Source organism: Streptomyces gelaticus (assembly GCF_014649535.1).
In the GTDB taxonomy this organism is placed as follows: domain Bacteria; phylum Actinomycetota; class Actinomycetes; order Streptomycetales; family Streptomycetaceae; genus Streptomyces; species Streptomyces gelaticus.
Map to the genome: position 1 here is coordinate 68085 of NZ_BMTF01000020.1, position 25968 is coordinate 94052.

Consider the following 25968-nt stretch of genomic DNA (forward strand, 5'->3'; position numbering starts at 1 on the left):
TGATCTAGAGTTCTCAGGCCCGATCCCAGACCGCGGACCTGAGAAGGAATCACGGATTATGCCCACTGAGACGTTCGAGTTTCAGGTGGAAGCGCGACAGCTTCTGCAGATGATGATCCACTCGATCTACTCGAACAAGGACGTGTTCCTGCGCGAACTCGTCTCCAACGCCTCCGACGCGCTCGACAAGCTGCGGCTCGAAGCACTGCGCGACGACTCGCTCGACGCGGACGTGTCCGACCTCCACATCGACATCGAGACCGACCGGCAGACCCGCACACTGACTGTGCGGGACAACGGCATCGGAATGTCTCATGACGAAGTGGTCCAGCTCATCGGGACCATCGCCAACTCGGGCACCGCGAAGTTCCTGCGGGAACTCAAGGAGGCCGAGGGAACCACCGCGGCCGAAGGGCTGATCGGTCAGTTCGGCGTCGGTTTCTACTCCAGCTTCATGGTGGCCGACGAAGTCACGCTGCTGACCCGCCGCGCGGGCGAGAGCCAGGGCACCCGGTGGACGTCCTCCGGCGAGGGCACGTACACGATCGAGACCGTCGACAGCGCTCCCCAGGGGACCGCGGTCACGCTCCGGCTCAAGCCGGAGGACGTCGACGACCAGCTCCACGACTACGTCTCCCCGTGGAAGATCAGGGAGATCGTCAAGCGATACTCGGACTTCATCACCTGGCCCGTCCGGATGGTCCCCGAGGCAGCCGACGGTGCCGAAGGGGCCGACGACGCCCCGCGCGAGCCCGAGACGCTCAACTCGATGAAGGCCCTTTGGGCGCGTTCGCGCGACGAGGTCACCGACGACGAGTACCACGAGCTGTACAAGCACATCAGCCACGACTGGAGTGCCCCGCTGGAGACCATCCGCCTCCAGGCGGAAGGCACCTTCGAGTACCAGGCGCTGCTCTTCATCCCGTCGCACGCGCCTCAGGACCTGTTCATGCAGGGGTACCAGCGCGGTGTCCAGCTCTATGTGAAGCGCGTCTTCATCATGGACGACTGCGAAGCGCTGATGCCGCCGTACCTGCGCTTCGTCAAGGGCGTCGTCGACGCGCAGGACCTGTCGCTCAACGTGTCGCGCGAGATCCTCCAGCAGGACCGCCAGATCCAGCTGATGCACCGGCGGCTGGCGAAGAAGGTGCTGTCGACGGTCAAGGACATGATGTCCGCCGAACCGGAGCGGTACGCCACGTTCTGGCGGGAGTTCGGCCGTGTTCTCAAGGAAGGGCTGCTGAGCGACTTCGAGAACCGTGAGGCGATCCTCGGTGTGTCGTCCTTCGCCACGACCCATGACAAGGACGAACCGACCACGCTGCGGCAGTACGTGGAGCGGATGAAGGACGGCCAGGAGCACATCTTCTACCTGACGGGCGAGTCCCGGCAGGCCATCGAGAACTCCCCGCACATGGAGGCGTTCCGCGCCAAGGGCGTCGAGGTGCTGCTGCTCACCGACCCCGTCGACGAGGTGTGGGTCGAGGCGGAACCCGCCTTCGACGGCAAGCAACTGCGGTCCGTCGCCAAGGGCGAGGTCGACTTCGGCACCGAGGAGGAGAAGAAGGAGGCCGCGACCGAGCGCGAGGGCCGGCAGCAGGAGTACGCGGGTCTGCTCGGCTGGATGACGGAGCGGCTGAGCGGGACCGTCAAGGAGGTGCGGCTCTCCTCGCGCCTCACCGTCTCGCCCGCCTGCATCGTCTCGGACACGCACGACGTGACGCCGGCCCTGCAGAACATGTACCGCGCCATGGGCCAGGACATTCCCCAGGTCAAGCGCATCCTCGAACTCAATCCGGAGCACTCGCTGGTCAGCGGCCTCAACCGGGCGCACGCCGAGCGCGGTGAGGAGGACGGCGCCGGTCTCCAGGAGACGGCCGAGCTCCTCCACGATCTGGCGCTGCTCGCCGAGGGCGGCGAACTGGGCGACCCCTCGCGCTTCGTCAGGCTGATGGCCGACCGCCTCGAACGCACCCTGTGAACGCGACCGCTCCCGCACGCCCCGGAGCGGCGCACCGGAGTTGACGGCTCCGATCGCTGTCGGCGCAAGGGCGCCGGCAGCGGCAGGCCGGCGCCCTTGCCGGCCGGGCGTCACGGGGGCGAGCCGGAGCCCGGTGATCGCGTCCGCCGGCCCGGTGCCGTACGCGGGCCGGCCGAAGTGAGTGGCTGCCCGGACGCGGTACCTCCGCCCCTGCTGAGGCCCGGCCCGCGCCGGAGGCAGCCCCCCGCCTCCGGAACCGCCGGGAGCTGATCCGGCGCCGGCACGGTCCCGCCGTCACACGGTGCGGCGGGACCGTGCCGGCGGTGGCGCCGGGCCGATCAGGATGCGAACCGCGCGGTCCGGAGCGAGGATCGAGGTACGGGCAGTGGCCCGGCTGCGCCCCGACTCCCTGAGGGTCGGCCCCTTCCCCGGCGCTCCGGTCCGCTTCCCGGCCGGCCGGGCCCGACAGCCGCACGGCGCACAGACACCAGAAACGCGCCGTAATCAGGCGGAAAGCGGCCCTACAGGCAGAGGGCGGAGATCTCTAGGCTCGGCCCATGCGTGTACTTTTCGCCTCGACCCGCGGCGCGGGCCACTTCCACCCACTCGTTCCTCTCATCGACGCGTGCACGGCGCGGGGCGACGACGTCCTCGTCGTCGCCCCACCGGCACTCGAAGCGTTACTGGCGTCCCGGAAACAGCCGTACCGCATCGGCGGGGAGCCGCCCAAGGAGGAAATCGCGCGGGTCATGGCGCCCGTGCTGGAGCTGCCCCCGGACGACGGCGCCTCCATGATGGTCAAGGAAGTGTTCGGCCGGCTCGGCACCGCCGCGATGCTTCCCGCACTGGAGGAGGCCTGTCGCGACTGGCGCCCCGACCTCGTCCTGCACGAGACGTTCGAGTTCGCTTCGGTGGTGGCCGCCGAGCGCCACGGAATCCCGCATGCCCGGGTCGCGGTCTCCGCCGCGCAGTTCACCGCCGCCACCGACCCGCTTCTGGGCCCCGTGCTCGACGCGTACGGTCCCGGCATCGCCGAGCGGCTCCTCGCCGCCCCGTATCTGACCCGGCTGCCGGCCTCCCTGGACCCGTCTCCGTACGCCGCGACCCACCGCTACCACGAAGACCTCCGGCAGGACGTGCTGCCGGACTGGTGGGGCGGGGCGCGGGATCCGCTGGTCCATGTCACCCTCGGTACCGAGGCGGGCGCCCTGCCGACCGCGATCGGCCTGTACCGAGCGGTTCTGGCGGCGGTGAGCGCGCTGCCGGTGCGCGTACTGCTCACGACCGGGCACCACGTCGACGCGACGGACCTCGGACCGCTCCCGCCCCATGTCCACGTGGAGCAGTGGGTCCCGCAGGCGGACGTCCTGCGCAGTGCTTCGCTCGTGGTCTGCCACGGCGGCTCGGGGACGGTCTTCGGCGCCCTCGCGGTCGGTGTCCCCGTGGTCTGCGTCCCCCTCTTCGCCGACCAGCCGGAGAACGCCCGGCTGGTGGCCGAGGCAGGGGCGGGGAAGGTCGTCACCCCGGCCGGCGCCCCGGCGAACGAGCCGCCGGTGCTGGGCCCCGACGACGTACGGAGCATCCGCGCCGCCGCCGAACTGCTCCTCGAGGAGCCGTCGTACGGTGCGCGGGCCCGGTCCCTGGCCGACGAGGTGCGGACCACCGCCACGGCGGCGGAACTGCTCGCCACCCTCGCACCGTGACCCCGGGCCGCGGCCCGGCCGCCGGCCCGCACGGCCGTACGGTGGGTGTCGCCGTGCCGAGGTGCTTCCATGGAGCGCGGGCGGGCATGGGAAGAAGATGGCCCGAGTATCCGCACCCGTGATCGAGCTCGTCCGGCGTACGACCGAGCCCGCCGGAGCGCAGACCCTGCGCTCCACGGCGGCCGCGGTCATCGCCTACGTCGTGGCGGTGTGGACCCTGCCGCATCCCGCACCGCTCACGGCCCCTCTCACCGCGCTCCTCGTCGTACAGGTCACCCTGTACGCGACCCTCACCACCGGCATCCGCCGGGTGAACTCGGTCGTGGTCGGGGTGCTCATCGCCACCGTGTTCAGCGCGCTGGTGGGCCTCAACTGGTGGAGCCTCGGGCTGACGATCTTCGCCTCGCTGATCATCGGGCGGCTGGTGCGCGTCGGGGAGTTCGTACCCGAGGTGGCGATCAGCGCGATGCTCGTCCTGGGCGTCTCGCAGGTCGCGTCCACCGCCTGGGACCGGGTGCTGGAGACCCTGATCGGCGCCGGAGTGGGGCTGCTGTTCAACCTCCTTCTCGCCCCTCCCGTGTGGGTGCAGCCCGCGGGTGCTTCCATCGACGGCCTGGCCCGCGAGATGGGACGGATGCTCCGCGCGATGGGCCAGGATGTCAGCGGTCACATCACCGTCGAGCAGGCGGCCGGCCGGCTCCACGCCGCCCGTCGCCTCGACCACGACATCGTGGAGGTCGACGCCTCGCTGCGGCAGGCCGAGGACAGCCTCACACTCAATCCGCGCGTCCGGCAGGGCCTGCTGTACCGGGTCGTGCTGCGCACCGGTCTGGACACCCTGGAGATCTGCGCCGTGGTGCTGCGGGTGCTCTCGCGCACCCTGACCGACCTGGCCAAGGCCCGTACCGACGAGACGCTGTTCCCACCGGACGTGGCCGAGTCGCTGATGGAGCTCTTCGGGCAGATGGCCGGTGCCGTCGAGAGCTTCTCGGAACTGATCACCACCCCGCTCGCGGAGAACGCCGAGGAGGCGGAGGACCGCCTGGCACAGGCACTCGCCGTCAGCCGCGCGGCCAGGGACCGGGTAGCCGATCTGCTCCTCGAGGACATCCAGGAACACCCCGGGCAGTGGCAGTTGCACGGCGCGCTGCTCGCCGAGGTCGACCGGATCCTGGACGAGCTCGACATCGACAAGCGCACAGAACGCCTGGGCAAGGAGCTGGACCGGCGCTCCGCGCAACTCCACGAACGCCATCCCTGGCTGCGCGCCGCGTCACGCCGGCTCGGCACCGAGCAGAGCTGACGACGGGGCAGGGGCAGAGCCGGCGAAGGCGCGGGCTTCAGCCGGAGTCCGGCAGGCGCTCGACGGCGACCGCTACGGCATCGTCCCCAGGCCGCCGGCGCCCGTATCCGTAGCGCGGACGCAGCCGGCCGCGTGCTGCCCGCGGCCGACTGCGATCGGTGTCCTACGGAACCAGCAGGGAATCCGACAGGCGGGGCGACGGCGGCTCGGCGCCGTCCAGAGTCGCGGAGTGCAGTGCGGCGTGCGCCTCGCGGGAGACGACCGACCGGCCGCCGCACACCGTGAGCCGGTTCCCCCGCGGGGTCGTCCACCGCACCTCGGCGCGGTCGCCGGCCACGTTCACCTCCACGTCCGGTGCGGGCCGCGCACCCTGCTCCGTACCGGACGGCACGAGGGACAGGGTCCCCGCGGCAAAGGTGTCGCCGAGCTCCGCCCAGTCCAGCTCGGCCGGGGTCGCGCTCTCGAAGAGCACCACTTCGATCCGCACCCCGTCGGCGTGCGGCACCAGCCGGGCGGTCGGTGTACGGCCGCCGAACGCACCGCCGGCCAGGTGGAAGTCCAGCCGCGCCGTCCCCAGGTCGACTTCGATGCCGCCGTCGACCGCGGATGCCTCCGCCACGGGCGGCGCACCGATCAGGTCCACCACCAGACGCAGCGACCGTGCCCGGAACCGGTCGCCCGGCTCGATCATGTCGAGGTGATGGTGCCGGTCGCCCGCCGGGCAGGCGAAGCCCGTCAGCCAGGCCACGTGCGGACCGCTCTGCACCGTGGAGAGCACACCCGAGGCGAAGTCGAAGTCCTCCGCCCCGTCGTCCTTCATCAGATGGACGTGCAGATGTCCGGAGGTCCCGTCCGGGCGTACCCAGTGGCCGAACAGAGCCCGACGCTGGAGCCAGGTGTCCTGGTGGTTCACGCTGCCCAGGGTGGTGACCGGATCCAGCCAGGTGGTGCCGGTCTCCGGGGCCGGGCTCCCGGTGAACAGCTCCCGGTGCTCGTGCGCGCCCTCCAGCTCCAGCAGCCGGGGACGGACCCAGTCGGGCATCCGGTAGTCCACGCAGGATTCCACCCCGGTCGCCATCTCGCCCCGGACCGGGCGGGGTTCCGGCGCGCCGAGCAGCCCCCCGACCGCTTTCGCCAGGAACGGCGGCACACCCAGGTCGTTGCTGTAGCAGCGGGCCATCGGGCCGGAGAGCTGGTGGGTCGGCGGGTGCCAGCGGGCCAGGAAGTGCAGCCAGAGCCGGTCGTGGAGCCGGTCGTTGAGCTCCAGTGTGTCCTCGTCGGTGACGTGCTGCCTGATCAGGGTCAGGGTCTGGAGCACGACGCCCCAGTAGGACGGGCTGTTGAACTCGGTGAAGCTGCCGGTGCTGTCGATGGCCTGCGAGAGCCGCACCATGCGGTCCTTGCCGTACGCGAACAGCTCCTCGTCGTCGAGGAGTTTTCCGGCGGCGAGCGTCACGAACGTGCCCATGACGGCGACGTTCGTGTACGTCAGGTGCACATTCCTGCGGACGATCGACGCGGCCGCGTGCCGCAGCGACTCCCGCAGTTCGTGCCGCACGCCGGCCGGCAGACGGTCGCCGTGGCGGGCGTCCACCAGCAGCAGGGCGATGCCGAGGAAGTCCGCCCAGTTCCAGTCGGCCGGCTCCATCTCCGCCGCCGGTTCCTCGGCGTAGTAGCCCCAGATTCCGTAGGTGGCGTTCTCCGGCGACCGGTCCTGGAGCCCGGCGATCCGCCGGATCACGGCGTGGGCGCGCTCGGCATCGCCCTCGCCGCCGCGTTCGAGCAGCAGAAGGGCGTAGTGCAGGGAGTTGCGCGTGGGGTGTGCGAGACCGCCCTTGATGCGGGTGTGGATGGGGTTGTACGGGGCTTCGACCTGCAACAGGTTCGCCTCGGCGTCCCAGCAGCGATCGCCCTCGGCGAGGGCCGCTCGCAGCAGGGTTCGGTCGTACTCGGCGGCCGACCAGGCAGGGTGCACGGGATGTCCTCCAGCTCGCGATCGTCGGGCCGACGATCTCCGGAAAGCGCTTGGGAAACGTTTTCCAGAGGCTAAGCCGACGTGTGCGCTGCGGCAAGGGGCATTCGTTGGGCTCCGGGGCAGATGCCCGCACCGAACCCATTGACGCGGCGATATCGGGCGGTGCAAGGTGACCCCGGCTGGAAAACGCTTTCCAGCCAGTTCCCGGTCTGCCCTTGAATGGAGTCCCCGATGAGACCCTCCCTGCGCATCGCCCTGACGGGCGTCACCGCGGGTGCGCTCGTCTGCGTGCTTGCCTCGTGTTCCGGTTCCGGCAGTGATGCCGCCGGGGACGGTACGGTGACCATCACGGTCTCCGGGCGCCCGCCGGCGACCAACGCGGCAGCGCTCAAGGTCTTCAACGCGCGGGTGGCGGAGTTCGAGAAGGCCAATCCCAAGATCAAGGTCAAGACGAACGAGTACCAGTACGACCAGCAGAGCTTCCAGACCAAGGTGGGCGGCGGCAGCCTGGAGACGGTCGTACGGGTGCCGCTGACCGAGATGTCGGGCCTGATCAAGCGCAGGCAGATCGCCGACCTCACCTCGGACTTCAAGTCGCTGAAGCACAGCGAGGACTTCAACGAGGTCGCGCTCGGGGCAGCGAAGGGCGTGGACGGCAAGCTCTACGGCATCCCCACCGAGGAGTACGCCCTCGGCCTGGTCTACAACCGCGACCTGTTCGAGAAGGCCGGACTCGACCCGGACAAGCCGCCGGCCACCTGGTCCGAGGTCCGTTCGGCGGCCAAGGCGATCTCCGAGAAGACCGAGGCCACCGGATACGCGCAGATGACCAAGGAGAACACGGGCGGCTGGATGCTGACCGCGATGGCGTACTCCTTCGGCGACAGCATGCAGGAGGAGTCCGGAGGCAAGTGGGCCAACACCTTCGACCGGGCCGGCAGCGGCGCGGAGAAGTCCCTGAAGGTGCTCAAGGACATGCGCTGGTCCGACGACTCGATGGGCAAGAACCAGCTGCGCAACATCACCGACATGGAGAAGGACTTCTCCGCCGGGAAGATCGGCATGACCATCGCCGGCCCGAGCATGGTCGGCCACTACGTCCAGCAGTACAAGGGCGACCCGAAGACCATCGGCCTCGGCGCCATGCCCGTCGGCGGCGGCAGCAAGCGGACCCTGGCCGGCGGCACCATCGCGGTGATCAGCCCCAGGGCCACCGCGCAGCAGCGCGAGGCCGCGACGAAGTTCATCGACTTCTACTACCTCTCCACCAAGTACGACGCAGCGCTCGCCGAGAAGGACGCGGTGTCCAAGAAGAAGGACGGCGCCGTCATCGGCGTGCCGAGCGTCCCGTTCTACAAGCCGACCATCGCGGGCCCGGTCGATGCCGCGGTCAACAAGCAGGCCAATGTGCCGGTCGGGAACTTCGCCCCGTACAGCGGCACGCTCGGCGACTACGAACTGGCCATCGAGCCGCCCGTCGAGGCGCAGAACGTCTACAAGGCCCTCGACAGCGCCGTGCAGGCCGTACTGACCCGCCAGGACGCCGACCCCGCTGAGCAGCTGAAGAAGGCCGCCGCACAGGTCGAGTCCCAGGTGGAGCGGGCGCAGAACTAGGGCGTGTCCGGTGCCGGGGCCCGCGAGCCCCGGCGCGGTCCGGACGAAAGAGCCCAGGACCCTTCCGGCAGGCCGGAGCGTCCGGCACATCAGGCAGTGAGCACAGCACGAGGAGAGGCGAGGAGACGTCGATGAGCAGGTCGCAAGCGCCTGCGGCGCCCGGCGGGAACCGCACCCGGAAGGACCGGACGAGGAAACCACGTTCCGCCGACCCGTCCGCGGCCCGGCCGCGTACCCCCGACGGGCCGCCGCACAACGCCTCCCCGCATCGCGGCGGCGGCCCGGCGGAACGCCTCGTCCGCTGGGTCAGGCGAGGAGGTGTCACCACCATCCTGTTCGGCCTGCCGATGGTGCTGTGCTTCGCCTACTTCTCGTGGTGGCCGATCGTCCAGAGCGTGCAGCTCAGCTTCCAGCAGACCAATCTGGTGGACCCCGCCACCTGGGTGGGCCTGGACAACTTCCGCCATGTGCTGGACGACCCGCTGCTGTGGAAGGCCGTCAAGAACACCGCGCTGTTCGCCGTGCTCGCCCTGGCGATCGGCTTTCCGGTGCCGCTCTTCCTCGCGGTGCTCATCGCCGAACTGCGGCGCGGCGGAACGCTGTTCCGTATCCTCGCCTACCTCCCGGTGGCGATCCCGCCGGTCGTCTCCGTCCTGTTGTGGAAGGTGTTCTACGACCCGGACGCCGGCCTGTTCAACCAGCTGCTGGCCCATGTGGGCCTCGGCCCCTACCCCTGGTTGCAGTCCACCGACACCGCGATGCTGTCGATCGTTCTGGAAGCCACCTGGGCCGGCTTCGGATCCACCGTGATCATCTACCTGGCGGCGCTCGGCTCCGTACCGGGCGAGCTGTACGAGGCCGCCGAGATCGACGCCGCGGGCATCTGGCGCCGGGTCTGGCACATCACTCTGCCGTCACTGCGCGGGGTCGTCCTGATCATGCTGCTGCTCCAGATCATCGGCACCCTGCAGGTCTTCACCGAACCCTTCGTGATGACGGACGGCGGCCCGGAGGACTCCACACTCACCGTCCTGATGCTGATCTACAACTACGCCTTCCAGAACGGCGACTTCGGAGCCGCGACAGCACTCAGCGTCATGCTGGCCCTCGTGCTCGGCGTGCTCTCGGCGATCTATCTGAGGGCGACGAGGAGCTGGAGCAACTGATGGCCGTACAGACCCCCCTTCGCAGCCGCAGGAACCGCCCCGAGCAGAGCGGACGCGGTCTCATATCCAGCGCCGACCGGCGACGCACCTCCGTACGCCTCTCGCTCCGTTCCGTGCAGACCCTCTCGCTCCTGCTGCTGCTCGCCTTCGGAGCGGCGCCCCTCTACTGGACCTTCAAGGGCGCCGTCTCACCGACCCAGGAGCTGCTGCGCGACCCGCTGGCGCTCTGGCCCGGTCACGCGCAGTGGGACAACCTCTCCCGTGCCTGGAGCGAACTCCAGGTCGGCCAGTACCTCTGGAACACCGTGGTCCTGGTCACCGGCTCGGTCGTCGCCCACCTCGTGGTCGCCACCACCGGCGGCTACGTCCTGTCCGTGCTGCGCCCCAAGTGGGCGGCGCCCGTGCGGTGGATGGTGCTCGCCACCCTCTTCATCCCCGGCTCCATCTCCCTGGTGGCGCTCTACCTCACCGTGCTCGACCTGCCCGGCCTCGGCATCTCGCTCGCCAACAGCCCGTGGGGCGTCTGGCTGCCGCACGCGGCCAGCGCCTTCACCGTACTGATCGTGATGAAGTTCTTCGACGGCATTCCGCGCGAACTCTTCGAGGCCGCCAAGGTCGACGGCGCGGGTCCGTTCGTCATCTTCCGCCGGATCGTGCTGCCCATGTCACGGCCGATCCTCGCGGTGGTGACCCTGCTGACGGTCATGAACTCCTGGAAGGACTTCCTCTGGCCACTGATCGTCATCCCGGACACCGAGAAGCAGCCCATCTCCGCCGCACTGCCGCGCCTCGCGGAAACGGCGGAACAGTCGCTGCTCATCGCCGGGATGCTGCTCGCCATCCTGCCCCCGGTCGTGCTGTTCCTGATCTTCCAGCGGCAGATCGTGCGCGGCGGGGGAGGCTTCACCGGCCTCAAGGGATGAGGACCACCCGGGCAGCGGCGCGGAACCCCCGTCCGCGCCGGCCGACGGCGGCAGCGGTGCGCGCCGACGGCACACGGGCCGGTGTGCTCCGCCGGGGTACAGCCGACGGAGCACACCCCCACCCGGGAACCACCGAAACGCACCGCGCCGATCCGATCGAGAGGAAGCCTCGATGGAACAGAACGGCAAGATCCGGCCAGGTCCTCTGGCTCCGGCCAGAGTAATGGGTCGCCCGGGACGGTCCGCCGCATGGGGCGGCGCGGCCGCCCTGCTCGGCTGCCTGCTGGTGGCGGCGCCGTTGCCCGGCACGGCCCCGGCCGCCCACGCGGCCGGCACCCTCACCGTCACCTCGCCCGACCTGATCTTCGTCAAGGGCCAGGCGAAGGTCACCCTCACCTCCGACCAGGCCTCGGTGGCCTGGAAGGCCGTGGACGACCAGGGCCTGACCGTCGCATCGGGCACCGCCCCGGTCTCGGGCGGCACGGCCACCGTCGACGCCACCGGGCTCGGCAGCGGCTACTACACGCTCACGGCGACCGCCGGCACCACCACCCGTAGCGTCAACTTCGGCGTACTGACCGCGCTGACCGGCAAGGAACAGCAGGACACGCGCTTCGGCACCGGCATCCACTACGGATGGAACGGCGGCGACGACCAGAAGCTGCTGCGCTCGGTCAAGCTGATGGGCATGCACGGGATCCGCTCCGACATCAACTGGGGCGCCATCGAGAAGACTGCCGGCGAGTACACCTGGAGCAACTACTCCACCGACCAGCACATCCCGTACGCCAAGTCGCAGGGGCTGACCGCCCTGCCCATCTCCGGGTACCGGAACCCCCTGTACGACAGCAACCGGACCCCGGCCTCCGACGAGGCACTGGAGGCGTACGGGAAGTTCACCGCCGCCGCCGTGGAGAAGTACCAGCGGTCCTCGAAGGAAATCGAGATCTACAACGAGTACAACTCGACCGGCTTCAACAACGGCACCTGCGGCATCAGTGCCGACTGCTACCTCAAGCTGCTCAAGGCGAGCTACGGCAAGGTGCATGCCAAGGTCCCGGACGCCACCGTCGTCGGCGGCGGCCTGGCCGGCCTGCAGACGGACTGGCTGAAGCGGCTGTACGCGATCGGTGGCCTGAACTACATGAACGCGCTCAGCGTTCACCACTACGGCTACCCTCTCCCGCCCGAGACCGCGCTGGAGAAGCTGCCGCAGGTACGCGCCGACCTCGACGCGGCCGGCGGCAAGAACTTCCCGCTCTGGATCACCGAGAACGGCTACCCGACCCACAGCGACGGCGTCACCCCCGCCCAGCAGGCCGCGTACGTGCCGCGCGCCCAGATCTTCTCCTTCGCCTCGGGCGTCAACCGCTACTACTGGTACGACCTCACCAACGACGGCACCGACGCCACCAACAAGGAACACAACTTCGGCGCCTTCAAGCGTCCCACCGCCGAGGTCAAGGCCTGGCAGCCCAAGCCGTCCGTGGTCACCGAGGGCGTGCTGATCCGGCAGCTCGCGGGCCGCGTCTACGCGGGCCGTGACGACGCGGGTTCCGCCGACGTCCGCTCATACCGCTTCGGCACCGGGACCGACACCGTCCGGGCGCTGTACACCACGGCCGCGACACCGGGAACGGCGGAGCTGTCGGCGACCGGCCCGGTCACCGTCACCGACCAGATGGGCCACGACAAGACCTACCTCCCGGTCGGCGGCAAGGTGCAGCTCGGCATCGACGGCAAGGTGCTGTACGTCAAGGGCGCGGTGACCGCGGTCAAGACCGTGAGCGGCCCCGTGTTCTCCCTGCGGCTGCCCCAGCACTCCAACACCGAGGAGACCGTCGACGCGGTGCTCCAGGTGGACGGCACCAAGGGCCGGACGCTGCCGCTGCGCTACGACTTCCGGATCGCCGGCGAGAAGTACCGGGTGACCGCGCAGCCCGGCAAGGTCGTCCGGCAGAACGTGGAACTGCCCACCTCGGCCCTCACCGGCCCGCGCACGGTCAGCGGCACGGTCGGACTCGGGCCGGTGAACCTCGCCCGCCTCACCACCGACACCGAGGTGGTGCCCCCGACCGAGGTCACCTTCGACCCCGTGGTGAAAAAGGCGGCGCCGTTCGCGGCCGGGCTCAAGGTCACCGTCACCAACAACCGCGTCCGCGGCCCGCTCGAACTCACCAGGCTGGACTGGCAGGTGAACGAGGGCACCAGCTACCTGGACCGGGGCACCATCGACGGACCGATCGAGGTCGGCGCCGGTTCCAGCGCCTCGTACACGGTGGACGCGCGCAACATCAAGCAGTGGAAGCGTTACTGGACGGCCGCCTACATCAACACCCCCGACGGAACCAGGACCGCCGTGGGCGCCTGGAACGGCTGGGGTTCCGTCCAGCCGGCCGGCACCGACACCACCACCCCCATCGACGTCATCGCCGACGGCTCCGTCAGCTACAAGGGCGGCTACAACGGCGCCGCCGACCTGTCCGGCGCCGTCCGGCCCCAGTACACCGACGCCGGACTCGTGCTGAAGGGCGAGATCACCGACAACGTCCTGGCCCAGCCCGCCACCACCGCCGAGAACATGTGGCAGGGCGACAGCATCCAGTTCGCCGTCACCCCCGAGCTGCCCGGCCGCAGCCGGCAGTACGTCGAGGTCGGCGCCTCGCTGGTGGGCGGCAAGCCGCAGGTCCACACCTGGCGGGCACCGGCCGGCCAGAGCGCCGGGCCGACCCCGGGGGCCACCGCCCGGATCACCCGGGACGGCACCACCACCAGCTACACGGTGACGGTGCCCTGGGCGTCGCTCGGCCTCAGCGGCAAGCCGACCGCGTCCATCGGACTCGGCATCGCCGTCAATGACATCGACAACGACGGCCGGGCGCGCGGCTGGTCCGAGTGGGGTTCGGGCATCACCAACAACTCCAAGAGCTCCACCGGACTGCGGGCCGTCCAGCTGACCGACTGAACCACCCCCCGACAGGCGGGGCCGGGTGCACCTGACAGCAACCGGCCCCGCCGCTCCATGCCGTACCACCGCACGGCAGACTGTCCGGAATACCACCGTGAGGAGACCAGCTCCATGGCCCTGTTCGACATGCCGCTGCCCGAACTCCGCGCCTACCGGCCGAAGATCGACGAACCGGACGACTTCGACGCCTTCTGGGCGAAGACCCTCGCCGAGACCCGCGCCCACGACCCCGCGGTCTCCTTCGAACCCGTCGAGACCGGGCTGACCGGCCTGCGCACCTGGGACGTCACGTTCGCCGGCTTCGGCGGCCACCCGATCAAGGGCTGGTTCAGTGCACCCGCCCATGCCGAGGGCCCGCTCCCGCTCGTCGTCCAGTTCCACGGCTACAACGGCGGCCGCAGCCTCCCGCACTGCTGGGGCATGTGGCCGCTGGCCGGCTTCGCCCACTTCATCATGGACGTACGCGGCCAGGGCAGCGGCGGCAACGTCGGTGACACCCCCGACCCGGTCGGCTCCGGCCCCTCCCACGCGGGCTTCATGACCCGGGGCATCGACGACCCGGAGAGCTACTACTACCGCCGGGTCCACGCCGATGCCGTACGAGCCGTCGAAGCCGCCCGGTCCCATCCGCTCGCCGACCCCGCCCGCACCGTCGCCCTCGGCGGCAGCCAGGGCGGCGGCATCGCCCTCGCGGTCGGCGCACTCGTCCCCGACCTGGCCGCGATCGCCGCCGACGTCCCGTTCCTCTGCCACTTCGGACGGGCCGTCACGCTCACCGACTCCAACCCGTACGCGGAGATAGCCGGCTACCTCAAGATGCACCGTGGCAAGGAGGAGACCGTCCTGCGCACCCTGTCGTACTTCGACGGGGTGTCCTTCGCCGCCCGGGGAAGTGCCCCCGCGCTCTTCTCCGTCGCGCTGATGGACCAGGTCTGCCCGCCGTCCACGGTCTTCGCCGCCCACAACGCGTACCCGGGCGAGAAGGAGATCGAGGTCTACCCGTTCAACGGACACGAGGGCGGAGCCATGTTCCAGGAGGCCGCCCAGCTCCGCTGGGTACCCAAGGCGCTGAACAGCGTCGTCTGAGCCCTGCCGTGCCGCGGGCGGCGTGGGCTGGGTCACGGACAAGGTGTGGACAGCACGTATATCGTCCACCGGGGCACGTCGATGCCCCGTCACATGGCAAGGACTAGGGCGGACAGTGCGGCAGAAAGCCTATGCGCAGGCGATGCGTGCCATCGCCTGCGCGCTGATGGTGTGGCAGGTCTGGATGATGTGGTACATCGCCAGCCACGAGGCGGTGGGGGTGAAATGGTCCTGCGACCTGGCCGGGGGCTGTGCCAGTGACCAACTCGCGTCGACGTCCCCGATGCTCGGAATCGCCTTCGCCGTCGTCCTCGGCCTGCTCTGTGCCCGGTACCTGCACCGGGCGGCACCGGGCGCGGTGATCGCACTCTCCGCCGTCGCGGCCGCGGCCGGCTGGTACGACGCGCTGGCGGAGGGCCAGGTCGAGCGGAACACCGTCACCAGCTTCCACATCCTCCTTCCGCTCGGAGACTTCTCCGTCTCCCAGTGGCTCACCTTCCTGTGGTCCGTCGCAGGCGTGGGCTGCCTCGCCGCATGGTGGGGCGCGGCGGTCAGCATGCGGCGCGCCGGGGGGCTGCGCAGGCTCAACCGCCGCTACACCACGGCCGACGCCGTGATCGAGGGCTGGCGGTCGGTGGGCCGCAGGTACGGCGAGGTCACCGTGGTGTTCGACGACACGGCCGGGGTGCGCCACGAGGTCCCGGCCGTCGTGGAACGCATCGCCCTCAAGCGGGACCTCCTCGCCCTCTACGACGCCGACCGCCCCGACGACCCGGCACACACCAGGGTCGTCATCCCCCGCCGGAAGGTGCTGCGCCTCTCATGACCGCATCGACCCCCTCCGCGTCCTCCCTGCGCGGCTTCGTCAGGCTGCTCACCGTGGTGTCCGCGCTCGGCACGGGCCTCGCGCTGGCCGCGCTGGTCCAGGGCGCCACGGACGGCCCCCGCTGGCTGCTGGTGCTCGCGCTCCCCGTGACGGCCCTGGCACTGACGGCGTACGGCAAGGCGGCCGAGGACATGAAGTCGGGCGTCGCCGCCCCCGGGCTCCGCTCCGGCGGCCCGCGCGCCTTCGCACCCGCCGTGGTCAACGGGGTGAAGGCGGTGAACAAGGAGAACGGCCGGACGTCCGTTGACGGGCAGGCCGTGAAGTCCGTGTTCGCCTTCGACCTGACCGTGGTGACCGACGAACTGCCCCCTTACCGGATCGAAGTCCGTCACCCCCTCGACCTGCAGGGGCTGCTGCACCGGTCCAGGGCGGTCGTCGAGTACGACCCCGAGCAGCCCTGGCGGGTCGTCGTCCCCGCCAGCCCGCCGCGCGAGTGGCTGGCCCGCGCGGAGCGCCTCGTCCCGCCGGCGGGCGAGGTGAAGCGCCGGGCCGGCGGTGTTCCGGCCGGGTTCCACTCGCTGGTGTCGGGTGTGGTGATCGCGGCCGTGCTGCTGGTGCTGGTACGGGTGCTGGGCTGAGAGGCTGCCGGGCGACCGCTCAGCCGTTGCGTGGGTACTTCTTGAGCACCTTGCCGTTGATGTCGGCCCGGAGGTAGGCGCCGCCGTACTCGTCCGAGACGTAGACGCTGAGCGTCGGCTGGTAGCCGTCGAACGGGGAAGCCGGGTCGATGTCCACGTAGTGGCTGGTGGGCTCGGCGACACCGAGCTCCTTGTCCGCCCGGCGGATCAGCCCCGGCAGGGCGTCCCAGTCGAACTTCTCCAGGTCCACGGACTTGGCGTCCGACATGAGGGTGCCGCCCGCCCGGTCCCGGGCGGCCTTGCCGTCCCGGTAGCTGAAGACGTCGTACAGGCTCTTGTTCTTCGCGACCGGGGCCTCGGCGCTCGCGTGCACGTCGTACAGCGTGAACGATGTGACCCTGGTGCCGCCCATCACCGGCTTGAGCGCCGCGATGACGGACCGTGCGGCGGAGGGCGTCAGCAGATCCCCGGTCGGCGCCGCGGCCTGCTGCGAACTGTCCTTCTTCTTTTTCTGTGCGGGCGAGGGAGCGCCCGGAGTCCGGTCCGGGGCGGACGAGGCGCTGCCGGAGTCCTTCGCCTCCGAGTCGGGCACCAGCGACCAGACCAGGGCGCCGGTCAGGGCGGTCCCGGCGAGCGCGGTGGTGATCGCGACGGCACGGCCCCGCCGGACCCGGCGACGGGCCTCCTGGGTGCCCAGCGTCACGGGCGGGTGGGGCGGGGGAGCGGTGACGGGCGGCCGACCGGGCCCGTACGAGACGGACGGGTGCCGCACGGGGGCGGTGGGCAGGGCGGTGGTCGGGCCGGCCTGGCCGTAGCCGGGCGGCACCACGTCCTGCCGGGTGGGCGGGTCCTGGCGAGGAGGTACGGCGTCCCGCGGCTCCGCCCGGCCCGGTCCGGGCGTCGAGGCCGGCTCGCCCACCGACGCCAGCATCCGATCGAGCTCCTCGGGACCGGGCCGCGCGGCCGTGTCCCGGGTCAGCAGGGCGTTCAGCACCCCGGTCAGCGGACCGGCCTGCCGGGGCGGCGGTATCTCCTCGTCCAGCACGGCCGCCAGCGTCGCCAGCGTGGTGGCCTTGCGCAGCGGATGCCGGCCCTCCACGGCTACGTACAGCATCATGCCGAGCGACCACAGGTCCGAGGAGGGGTCGCCCTCCTCGCCGCGGATGCGCTCGGGCGCCATGTAGTCCGGGGAGCCGATGATCGAGCCGGTCGCCGTCAGACTGGTGGACTCGCGGATCGCCGCGATGCCGAAGTCGGTGAGCACCGGGCTTCCGTCGGCCCGCAGCAGTACGTTGGCGGGCTTGACGTCGCGATGCAGGATTCCGGCGGCATGGGCGGCGCGCAGCGCGGACAGCACCCCGCGGCCCAGCCCGGCGGCCTCGACCGGGGTGAGCGTCCCCTCCGCCAGGCGCTCCGCGAGGGAGGCGCCGGGCACCAGCTCCATCACGATCCACGGGTACGTACCCTCGCCGCCGTCCACGATGTGATGGACCGTGACGACACCCGGGTGGTCGAGCCGGGCCAGCGCACGGGCCTCACGCAGCACCCGCTCGCGCAGCAGCCTGGCCGACTCCGGGTCGTTCTCGGCGAGCGCCGGATCCGGGGGCCGGACCTCCTTGAGCGCCACATCGCGGTGCAGGGCCAGGTCGTGGGCCCGCCACACCATGCCCATACCGCCACTGCCGAGCCTGTTCACCAGCTCGAAACGGTCGTCGATCACACGGCGCACAGGCCCCCCAGCGGTCATGGAAAAAGAGAGTACGGGGCAGGTCCGCGGCAGTGCGCACCCACCCCGTACGCCTCACACGTCGTTGTTCGGTATGAGCCTGAGCGTCACGATCTGGAAGGGCCGCAGCACCAGCCGCACCGCATCGCCGTCCACCTCGGCGCTCCCTTCGGCGAGTGGACGCTCCAGCAGATCGGTGACGCTCGCCCCGGCCAGCGCGAAGCCCGCCGTCAGACGCGCCGAGACCCGCCCGCCGTGCGCCTCGTGGAGCCGGACCACCACGTCGCCGCTGCCGTCGTCGGCGAGCTTCACGGCGGTCACCACCACCGCGTCGTCGTCCACCGAGACCAGCGGCGCCACCGCGGCAATGCCCGGCACCCGGCGCTCGGGAAGACTGAAGCGCCAGCCCTCGCGCACCGCGTCAGCGATCGTCGCCCCGGGCAGCAGCGCGTACCGCAGCCGGTGCACCCCTTGGTCGGTCGCCGGGTCGGGATAGCGGGGCGCCCGCAGCAGCGACAGCCGCACCGTGGTCGTGGTCGAGCCGTCCTCGCGGACCGTACGGGTCACGTCGTGCCCGTACGTCGAATCGTTGATCAGCGCCGCACCCCAGTCCGGCTCGCCGACATGCAGGAAGCGGTGGGCACAGATCTCGAACTTGGCCGCCTCCCAGCTGGTGTTGGTGTGTGTCGGGCGCTGGACGTGCCCGAACTGGGTCTCCGCCGTGGAGTGATCGGCGCGCACATCGATCGGGAACGCCGCCTTGAGGAACTTCTCCTGCTCGTGCCAGTCGACCTCGGTGTCGATGTCCAGGCGCCGGGCACCGGGCCGCAGCGTCAGCAGCTGGGTGACGCGGGACGAACCGAAGGTACGCACCACCTCGACGCCGTCACCGCTGCGGCGCACGACGTCCGCCTCGGTCAGATCGGTCACCGTGTTGCGGTAGAAGGCATCGACGTCCCACGCGTCCCAGCGGTTGGGCAGATCCGGGTGGACCTGGAGCAGATTCGCCGTGCAGCCCGGGGCGACGGTCTCGCGCCCCGCCACCAGGTCGAGGACGGAGACCACGAGCCCCCGCGCGTCCACGGTCACCCGCAGCACACCGTTGTCCAGCCGGAAGCCGGAGCCGAGCTCCTCGACCTCCACCGCCGGCTGCGCATCCCGCGGCGCGAGCGCGGCGCCGCCCGCAGCGATGCCGGCCCGGTCGTGCGGAGCGGCGTTGAACACCACCGCGCAGTCCCCTTCCGGAGAGCCGGCCAGCGCCCGCTGCGCCGCCCCGATCACCGCTTCGAGCTCCGCGGCGATCCGGGCGTACGTCGCCTCCGCCTCCCGGTGCACCCACGCGATCGACGAGCCCGGCAGGATGTCGTGGAACTGGTGCAGCAGCACGCTCTTCCAGATCCGGTCCAACTCCTCGTACGGATAAGGGAATCCGGTCCGCACCGCGGCGGTCGCCGCCCACAGCTCCGCCTCCCGCAGCAGATGCTCGCTGCGCCGGTTGCCCTGCTTGGTCCGCGCCTGCGAGGTGTACGTCCCGCGGTGCAGCTCCAGATACAGCTCGCCCAGCCACACCGGCGGCCGGTCGTACTCCGCCTCGGCGGCGGCGAAGAACTCCGCGGGCCGCTCGATCGTCACCCTGGGCGAACCCTCCAGATCCGCGAGCCGCTCGGCGCGCGCCAGCATCTCGCGGGTGGGGCCGCCACCGCCGTCGCCCCAGCCGAACGGCACCAGTGAGCGGGTGGCATGGCCCTTGTCCCGGAAGTTCGCCTCGGCGTGTGCGAGCTCCGCACCGGACAGCTCGGCCACATAGGTGTCCACCGGCGGGAAGTGCGTGAACACCCGGGTGCCGTCCAGCCCCTCCCACAGGAACGAATGGTGCGGAAACGGGTTCGTCGTGTTCCACGAGATCTTCTGAGTGAGGAACCAGCGAGAACCGGAGAGCTTCACCAGCTGCGGCAGCGCCGCCGAGTAGCCGAAGGAGTCGGGCAGCCAGACCTCCTCGGTCTCGACCCCGAACTCCTCCAGGAAGAACCGCTTGCCGTACACGAACTGCCGGGCCAGTGCCTCCGACCCGGGCATGTTGGTGTCCGACTCCACCCACATCCCGCCCACCGGCACGAACTGCCCGGCGGCGGCCTTCTCCTTCACCCGGGCGTACAGCGCGGGCTGGTGCTCGCGCAGCCAGTCCAGCTGCTGCGCCTGCGACATCGCGAAGACGAACTCCGGGCAGTCGTCCATCAGCGCCACCACGTTGGAGGTGGTGCGGGCGACCTTGCGTACCGTCTCCCGCAACGGCCACAGCCACGCCGAGTCGATGTGCGCGTGACCCACGGCCGAAAGCCGGTGGGCGGAGGCGTGCGCGGGGGAGGAGAGCACGGCGCGCAGCCGCTCCCGGGCGGCGGGCGCGCTCGCCCCCACTGCGTCCAGGTCCAGGGCGTCCAGGCAGCGTTCGACCGCGCGCAGGATCTCCCAGCGTCGTGCCGAGCCGAGCGGCAGCTGCCGCATCAGCTGGTCGAGCACCTCCAGGTCCTGGACCAGCTCCCACACCTGCCGGTCGAAGACCGCGAGGTCCATTCGCTCGACGCGGTACATCGGCTCGCTGCCCGCGGTCTCCCGGTCGCCCAGCGCACTGACACCGTCCAGGATCTCCGGATTGGCGGCGGCCTCCAGGAGGTACGTGAACTCCTCGCCGCCCCCCACCGGTTCGCCCACCCGCAGCCAGGTGTTGCGCGGGTTGAGCGCCTTGACGACGCTGCCGTCCGGCCGGTGGGCCAGCGCCTCCGCGGAGAACCCGGGCCGGTCCTTGGCGAAACCGAGGTCGATCACCGCTTCGACGGTCTCACCGGCCCACTCCGTCGGGACGCGGCCGGTCACCCGGAACCAGCTGGTGCCCCAGGCCGGCCCCCAGTCGTCCCCGACGGCACCGGGCTTGAAGGGCGCGGCCACCGCCTCGGCGAAGGGCACCGGTTCGCCGGGAGCGTGCCAGACCTCGAATTCCAGGGGCGCCGTCCGTGGATGGACGGCGGGGCGGATGCGCTCGCGCAGGGCGCGGTCAAGGCGCTCCTCGGTCAGTGTGCGGTCGTCATGCATGGGTGAAGGGCCCCTCTGAATGAAGTGTGTGCGAAGCGGTGGTGGTTCACGAGAGCTCGTCGAAGCCCACGCAGGGCAGTGACATCCCGTCGGCCACGGCCAGCAGCTTCTCCAGCCGGGCCGGGGTCACGTGGTTGGCCTCGTGGGCGTCGGCGACGCAGTGGGCGTAGAGCGTGGTGGCACCGCCGTGCTCGGCGGTCCGGCGCAGCGCCGCCTCGACGCCGGTCAGATCGTCCCCGTACGCGACGGTCCCGCGCCCGGAGTCCACCGAGCAGCCCAGCAGGACCCGTCGGGAGGAGATGTCGCAGGCCGGGACGTGCAGTTCGGCTGCGAGAGCCGGATCGGCCCGGCGGTCGGCGGGCACTCCGCCGCGCAGCCGCTCGAAGAGCGTGAGGAGCAGCCGGTCGGTGCCCTCGTCGCGGGCGCTGCACGGATACGCGAAGCTGCGCGACGGAAAGCCGTGGCGGCGCAGCCCGTCGAGGGCGGGCACCACCTCACGGTCGAGATAGGCACCCGCGCCGTGCGCGGCGACGAAGTCGGTCGCGCGCTCGTGCCGCAGGCCGTGGCAGCCGATGGTGTGGCCGTCGTCCGCGAGCCGGCGCAGCAAGCGCACCTCGTCCCGGTCGAGCCGGTCCGGCTCGCAGACGAAGAACGTGACACGCGCGCCGTACGAGGTGAACAGCGGTGCGGCCGCGGCCCATTCGCGCACATGCCGGTCGTCGAAGGTGAGCAGCAGGGCACGGTCGGCACCCTTGTCCGGGCTGGCCCCGGGGCGGTCGGTCATCGCCCGGACTCCTGTGGCGCCCAGCCGGGGACGGAGCCGTGCAGTGCCGTGTAGAAGGGGTCGCCCGGGACGATCTCGCCGGCCCCGACCGGGAGGCCGGTGAGCGCTGCCTTGTACATCGCGGTGATCAGTTCCAGGGAGCGGCGGCCGTCCCCGGCGCTCGCCCTGGGCCGCCGGCCCGCCCGCATGTCGGCCAGCAGGGAGCGGAGCTGGGCGCTGTGCGAGCTCGGGACGTCCTCGGCCGGGGAGTTCCAGCCGTCTGCCCGGCCGGGGTCGACACCGGGTGCCGGGGTGTAGGTCCAGTCGCCGTTGCCGTATCCGTAGAGATGGTTCAGCTCGATCGTGGCGTCCCGCAGATCGATCCGCAGATGGCTCAGCTGGCGCGGCGAGAGGGCGCTGTTGACCACGGTGGCCAGCGCGCCCGAGGCGAAGCGCACGGTGGCGGTGGTGACGTCGTCGGTCTCGACGTCACGGGCCAGCCGGCCCGCCATGGCCCTGATCTCCGTCCAGTCACCGAGCAGTTCGAGCAACAGGTCGATCTGGTGGATGCCGAGCCCCATGGCGGGGCCCGCACCCTCGGTGGCCCACCTCCCGCGCCAGGGAACCGCGTAGTAGGCGTCGTCGCGGTACCAGGTGGTCTGGCAGTGGGCGACCAGCGGCGCCCCCAGCTCACCGGAGGCGATGAGCGCCCTGGCGTGCTCGGCCCCCGAGCCGAACCGGTGCTGGAAGACGATCGGGGCGTACGGGCCGTGCTCGCCCTCGGCGGCGGTCATGGCGTCGTACTCCGCCAGACTGAGCGCGGGCGGCTTCTCGCACCACACCCAGGCCCCCGCCGCGAGCGCCGCGACGACCTGTTCCCGGTGGGCGACGGGCGGCGAGGCGATGACGACGAGATCGGGACGGACCTCGCCCAGTGAGGCGGCGAGATCGGTGGAGTGGTGGGGGAGCGCGAAGTCGGTGGCGAAGGAGCGGGCGACTGCGGGATCGGCATCGACGGCGCCCACCACGGTGAAGTCCGCGGGCAGTTCGAGGAACGCCGGCATATGGACGGCGCGGGCGATGTTGCCCGCGCCGACGAGCAGTACACGATAAGGAATCACAGTCACAGGGGGCCGTCCAGGCTGAGGGCGTGAGCGCCGGTATTGGTAAGCGTTTTCCAGCAGGTCGGAAAGGTGCCCTCCCGAAGGGAGGGCAAGGGGTGGGTCAGAGGGTGGCGTACAGCGCCCCGGCACTGGTCACGGGTCCGGTGCGGAGCCGGTCCGGCCAGTCGAGGGTGAGGCCCAGAGAGGTGCTCAACCGGTCCTGGAAGGAGGCGAGCCGGTACTCGCTCCCGCGGACCGCACGCGGCGGCAGCCGGTGTTCCAGGCAGTACGAGACCAGCGCGCCGACGGCCTCACCGATGCTCCACTGGCCCGCGTGCCCGCCGAGCGCGGGTGCGCTGAGATGTGTGGCACCGATGTTCCGCCCGGCCGGGAGCAGATTCTCCACCCGCACGGGCAGCAGCGCGCCCAACGGCAGCTGGAACGGCAGGCACTCCAGATCCAGCCCCGCCCCACCGCGCGTCCCGGGGTGCAGGGTGATCCGGGACCGCAGGGTGCCCACACTGTCGGTGAAGGTCTCGGCACCCGGCGCCCCGCCCCGTGCCGCGACGGTCAGATGGTGCTCCAGCAGGGTGAACTCGGCCCGGATGCGCCGTGATTCGCGTACGTGAGCCGCCTTGGCGAAGCCGTCGTCCGTGCCCGTGACATCGGGCCGCAGCCGCAGCTCCGGATAGCCCTGGCCGCCGTCGTGCCGGGGCGCGCTCGTCTGCATCCAGTACAGGAACGACAGGGCCTGCTCGCGTGCCTCCCGCTCGGCCCCGGCACGTACCTCCTCGCCGCAACCGGTGAGCGGCAGCCGCGCGTAGGCGGTCTGCTCCCAGTCGACCAGGGTGATGTCGCTGTCGAACGTACCGGGCAGACAGCGGCTCCGGGCGAGCGCACGCAGCTGGTGCCAGCGGTCGTTGGGCGGTGCGGCCCAGTGCGGGGCGTCGTCCGGCTCGTGCAGGAACAGCGGCACGGAGCGGGCGGGGCCGCCGCCCGGTTCCGCGGTGTCCCAGGAGAAACCCCCGGACCACCGGGCATAGCCGGTCGGCCGGTCGATGGTGTGGTCCTCGCCGGGGCGGTGGTCCAGGGCGAAGACCCAGGAGACCGGCTGCTGGTCCAGCGGATCGGCGACGGCGGGCGCATGCGGCTCGCCGGTCTCCTCACGGGACTCGGCGCCGATGACGTGCTCGACGCCCGCGAGGTCGAGCAGTTCGCCCAGATCCGTCGCGTCGACGACGTAGGAGGCGCTGACCGTCAGCGGCTCGCCGTCCGCCGCCTCCAGGGCGACCGAGGTCACCCGGTCGCCGTCCGTCCCGGCCGCGACCGGGCGGTGGCCGAGCAGCAGGGTGAGCCTGCCGGAGGCGAGGTGCGGGGTGAGGAGTTCCTGGACGACCGCGAGCGCGGCGCGCGGCTCGTGGCTGAGATGGCCGGTGGTACTGAGGCCGGGGTCGAGCAGCGCATCGGCGAACGGCTCGGGGCACAGCGGGTAGTTGCGTCGGTAGAAGTCACGTATCCGCTCACGCAGATCGCGGTAGCCGGGGGAGACGGGGTCCAGTTCGATCCGGTGGCCGTCGGCGAGCGGTACGGCCTGCGCGGTGAACAGGCCACCGGGCCAGTCGGCCGCCTCGGTGAGCACGACGCGGTGTCCGAACCGGACGGCGGTCAGCGCGGTGGCGAGACCACCGAGACCGGCACCGACCACCAGCACATCGGTCCCGAGTTCGCGGGTACGGGGGGTGGGGGCGGCGAACACAGGAGTCTCCTCCCTCAGGGCCGGCGGGCGGCGACGGTACGGAGCCTGACCGGCACGGACTCGCTCGTCCGGATCCGGACGGGAAGCACGATCTGCTCGGCGCTGCGGTACGGGTCCTCGCCCGCCGCGCGCTCCGCGATCCGGGTGACCAGCTGCTCGACCGCCCGGCCGCCGATCTCCCTGGCGGGCAGCCGGGCGGCGAAGCTGGTGAGCGGCAGCAGATCGTAGGGGCCGGCGTCGTCCATGCCGGCCAGCACGATCTCATCGGGTACGGCGATGCCGAGCGAGGCCAGATCGGCGGCGGCGGTGGCGACCGCGAAACCGTGCGCGCACAGCAGGGCGGTCGGCGGCTCGGTCGAGCCGAGCAGCTCGGTCAGCAGCTGCTTGCGCTCGTCCTCGGGCAGTGCGGTGTACGAGCGCAGCGCGGTCAACTGGGGGAGCAGGGGCCGGTCATGGGCGCGCAGCGCCTGCTTGTGCCCGGTCATCCGGTCGTGGACGCTGGTGCACCGCGTCTCGCCCCAGAGCGTCGCGATCCGCTCGTGGCCGTCGGCCAGCAGATGCTCGGTGAGGCGGTAGCCGACGTCGTAGTTGTCGGCGGTGACCGAGTCGATGGCGTGGTCCGGGAAATACCGGTCGACCAGGACCATCGGGATGCGCAGGCGCCGGATCTCGTCGAGGAGGCCGGCGTCGGGTGCGCTCTCGACGGGGTACAGGATGATGCCCTCGACCCGGTCCTCGACGGCCTGGCGCAGCGCCTGGTCCTGGCGGGCCAGCGACGCGCCGTGATCGGCGTGCCCGGTGTCGGTCATGTGGACGGCGGAGTCCGAGAAGAACAGCCGCAGCCCGCGCTCCGAGCAGCCGGACTCGATCCCGCGCAGCACCTGGGACTGGTACGGTCCCTGACCGCTGATGATGCAGGCGATCACACCGGACCGGTGAGTCGCGACCGGCTCGGCGGTCCGGTCCCCGTGGTCGGCGACAAAGGTCCCCCGGCCCCGGCGGCGTACCAACAGCCCTTCGGTGACAAGGTCGTTGAGGGCCCGGACGGCAGTGGTGGAGCTGACCCCGAACCGCTCGCGCAGCTGGTTCTGCGTGATGAACGGGGCGCCGGCCTCGTACTCGTCACGCGCCACCTCGGCCCGCAACTCGTCCTTGATGCGCTGGTACTTGGGCTCGGACGTACCCATCCAGCCACCACCCTCTCGGATTTGACGCGTCAATCGGCGTTGATCTCAGTGTGGTGGTGGTTAACGCGTTATTTCAAGGGGGTTGCAGCGAAAAGACTCCGTGAATTGGCGCGTCAAGCCAGGGTCGTGTCGCTTTAACGCGTCAATTCGGTGCGCCGGGCGG

Annotated in this window: 17 protein-coding genes; 10 read left to right on the forward strand and 7 right to left on the reverse strand. The window is 71.0% G+C overall.

The annotated features are described in order from the left end of the window. The first annotated feature begins 58 nt into the window (after positions 1 to 58). The 3 genes from htpG to IE107_RS25360 all read left to right on the forward strand — a co-directional run bounded on the left by htpG (position 59) and on the right by IE107_RS25360 (position 4987). The gene (gene htpG / locus IE107_RS25350) at positions 59 to 1981 is read left to right on the forward strand and encodes a molecular chaperone HtpG (RefSeq protein ID WP_189546576.1); all 1923 of its coding nucleotides are present in this window, start codon (positions 59 to 61) and stop codon (positions 1979 to 1981) included. A gap of 557 nt (positions 1982 to 2538) precedes the next feature. Then, a complete protein-coding gene (locus IE107_RS25355; protein ID WP_189546578.1) occupies positions 2539 to 3684 on the forward strand; it encodes a glycosyltransferase in 1146 nt (381 codons plus the stop codon). A gap of 97 nt (positions 3685 to 3781) precedes the next feature. Next, positions 3782 to 4987, forward strand: coding sequence for an FUSC family protein (locus tag IE107_RS25360; RefSeq protein ID WP_189546580.1), 1206 nt, complete (start codon positions 3782 to 3784; stop codon positions 4985 to 4987). A 163-nt stretch (positions 4988 to 5150) separates the two neighbouring features. Here IE107_RS25360 and IE107_RS25365 read toward each other — a convergent pair whose 3' ends face one another. After that, positions 5151 to 6962, reverse strand: coding sequence for a DUF8769 domain-containing protein (locus IE107_RS25365; protein ID WP_189546582.1), 1812 nt, complete (start codon positions 6960 to 6962; stop codon positions 5151 to 5153). Between the two features lie 231 nt (positions 6963 to 7193). On the opposite strand from IE107_RS25365, the gene IE107_RS25370 reads away from it, so the two are divergent. The 7 genes from IE107_RS25370 (at position 7194) to IE107_RS25400 (ending at position 16183) form a co-directional block, all read left to right on the forward strand. Continuing rightward, positions 7194 to 8576, forward strand: a complete 1383-nt coding sequence (locus IE107_RS25370; RefSeq protein WP_189546585.1) for an extracellular solute-binding protein — start codon at positions 7194 to 7196, stop codon at positions 8574 to 8576. Between the two features lie 131 nt (positions 8577 to 8707). Further along, positions 8708 to 9742, forward strand: a complete 1035-nt coding sequence (locus tag IE107_RS25375; protein WP_189546586.1) for a carbohydrate ABC transporter permease — start codon at positions 8708 to 8710, stop codon at positions 9740 to 9742. After that, positions 9742 to 10665 carry a carbohydrate ABC transporter permease gene (locus tag IE107_RS25380; RefSeq protein WP_189546588.1) on the forward strand — a complete coding sequence of 308 codons (924 nt, stop codon included), beginning with the start codon at positions 9742 to 9744 and terminating at the stop codon, positions 10663 to 10665. Before IE107_RS25375 ends, IE107_RS25380 begins: the two co-directional genes overlap by 1 nt. A 172-nt stretch (positions 10666 to 10837) precedes the next feature. Further along, a complete protein-coding gene (locus IE107_RS25385) occupies positions 10838 to 13630 on the forward strand; it encodes a DOMON domain-containing protein (protein ID WP_189546590.1) in 2793 nt (930 codons plus the stop codon). A gap of 114 nt (positions 13631 to 13744) precedes the next feature. After that, positions 13745 to 14719 carry an acetylxylan esterase gene (locus IE107_RS25390; RefSeq protein ID WP_189546592.1) on the forward strand — a complete coding sequence of 325 codons (975 nt, stop codon included), beginning with the start codon at positions 13745 to 13747 and terminating at the stop codon, positions 14717 to 14719. A gap of 115 nt (positions 14720 to 14834) precedes the next feature. Beyond that, the gene (locus IE107_RS25395; RefSeq protein ID WP_189546594.1) at positions 14835 to 15545 is read left to right on the forward strand and encodes a hypothetical protein; all 711 of its coding nucleotides are present in this window, start codon (positions 14835 to 14837) and stop codon (positions 15543 to 15545) included. After that, positions 15542 to 16183 (forward strand): hypothetical protein, encoded by a 642-nt coding sequence (locus tag IE107_RS25400; protein ID WP_229867237.1) that lies wholly within the window; start codon positions 15542 to 15544, stop codon positions 16181 to 16183. The genes IE107_RS25395 and IE107_RS25400 overlap by 4 nt, the downstream gene beginning before the upstream one ends. Positions 16184 to 16202: 19 nt before the next feature. Here IE107_RS25400 and IE107_RS25405 read toward each other — a convergent pair whose 3' ends face one another. The 6 genes from IE107_RS25405 to IE107_RS25430 all read right to left on the reverse strand — a co-directional run bounded on the left by IE107_RS25405 (position 16203) and on the right by IE107_RS25430 (position 25805). Next, positions 16203 to 17930, reverse strand: coding sequence for a serine/threonine-protein kinase (locus IE107_RS25405; RefSeq protein ID WP_189546596.1), 1728 nt, complete (start codon positions 17928 to 17930; stop codon positions 16203 to 16205). A gap of 54 nt (positions 17931 to 17984) precedes the next feature. Then, positions 17985 to 20996, reverse strand: a complete 3012-nt coding sequence (locus tag IE107_RS25410; protein ID WP_189546598.1) for an alpha-mannosidase — start codon at positions 20994 to 20996, stop codon at positions 17985 to 17987. 46 nt (positions 20997 to 21042) lie between these two features. Next, positions 21043 to 21780: a polysaccharide deacetylase family protein gene (locus IE107_RS25415; protein WP_189546600.1), complete on the reverse strand. Its 738-nt coding sequence runs from the start codon at positions 21778 to 21780 to the stop codon at positions 21043 to 21045. Then, on the reverse strand, positions 21777 to 22880 hold the full coding sequence (locus IE107_RS25420; protein ID WP_268246614.1) for a Gfo/Idh/MocA family protein: 1104 nt from the start codon (positions 22878 to 22880) through the stop codon (positions 21777 to 21779). The genes IE107_RS25415 and IE107_RS25420 overlap by 4 nt, the downstream gene beginning before the upstream one ends. Before the next feature lie 103 nt (positions 22881 to 22983). Further along, positions 22984 to 24618, reverse strand: coding sequence for an FAD-dependent oxidoreductase (locus IE107_RS25425; RefSeq protein WP_189546602.1), 1635 nt, complete (start codon positions 24616 to 24618; stop codon positions 22984 to 22986). Between the two features lie 14 nt (positions 24619 to 24632). Next, positions 24633 to 25805 carry a LacI family DNA-binding transcriptional regulator gene (locus IE107_RS25430; RefSeq protein ID WP_189546604.1) on the reverse strand — a complete coding sequence of 391 codons (1173 nt, stop codon included), beginning with the start codon at positions 25803 to 25805 and terminating at the stop codon, positions 24633 to 24635. Between the last annotated feature and the right edge of the window lie 163 nt (positions 25806 to 25968).

Excerpts from the sequence above, each read along its gene's own strand:
- IE107_RS25370 (WP_189546585.1), top strand. The coding sequence starts at position 7,194 with ATGAGACCCTCCCTGCGCATCGCCCTGACGGGCGTCACCGCGGGTGCG.
- htpG (WP_189546576.1), top strand. The coding sequence starts at position 59 with ATGCCCACTGAGACGTTCGAGTTTCAGGTGGAAGCGCGACAGCTTCTG.
- IE107_RS25375 (WP_189546586.1), top strand. The coding sequence starts at position 8,708 with ATGAGCAGGTCGCAAGCGCCTGCGGCGCCCGGCGGGAACCGCACCCGG.
- IE107_RS25385 (WP_189546590.1), top strand. The coding sequence starts at position 10,838 with ATGGAACAGAACGGCAAGATCCGGCCAGGTCCTCTGGCTCCGGCCAGA.
- IE107_RS25410 (WP_189546598.1), bottom strand. The coding sequence starts at position 20,996 with ATGCATGACGACCGCACACTGACCGAGGAGCGCCTTGACCGCGCCCTG.
- IE107_RS25415 (WP_189546600.1), bottom strand. The coding sequence starts at position 21,780 with ATGACCGACCGCCCCGGGGCCAGCCCGGACAAGGGTGCCGACCGTGCC.
- IE107_RS25430 (WP_189546604.1), bottom strand. The coding sequence starts at position 25,805 with ATGGGTACGTCCGAGCCCAAGTACCAGCGCATCAAGGACGAGTTGCGG.
- IE107_RS25355 (WP_189546578.1), top strand. The coding sequence starts at position 2,539 with ATGCGTGTACTTTTCGCCTCGACCCGCGGCGCGGGCCACTTCCACCCA.
- IE107_RS25405 (WP_189546596.1), bottom strand. The coding sequence starts at position 17,930 with ATGACCGCTGGGGGGCCTGTGCGCCGTGTGATCGACGACCGTTTCGAG.
- IE107_RS25360 (WP_189546580.1), top strand. The coding sequence starts at position 3,782 with ATGGCCCGAGTATCCGCACCCGTGATCGAGCTCGTCCGGCGTACGACC.
- IE107_RS25400 (WP_229867237.1), top strand. The coding sequence starts at position 15,542 with ATGACCGCATCGACCCCCTCCGCGTCCTCCCTGCGCGGCTTCGTCAGG.
- IE107_RS25390 (WP_189546592.1), top strand. The coding sequence starts at position 13,745 with ATGGCCCTGTTCGACATGCCGCTGCCCGAACTCCGCGCCTACCGGCCG.
- IE107_RS25380 (WP_189546588.1), top strand. The coding sequence starts at position 9,742 with ATGGCCGTACAGACCCCCCTTCGCAGCCGCAGGAACCGCCCCGAGCAG.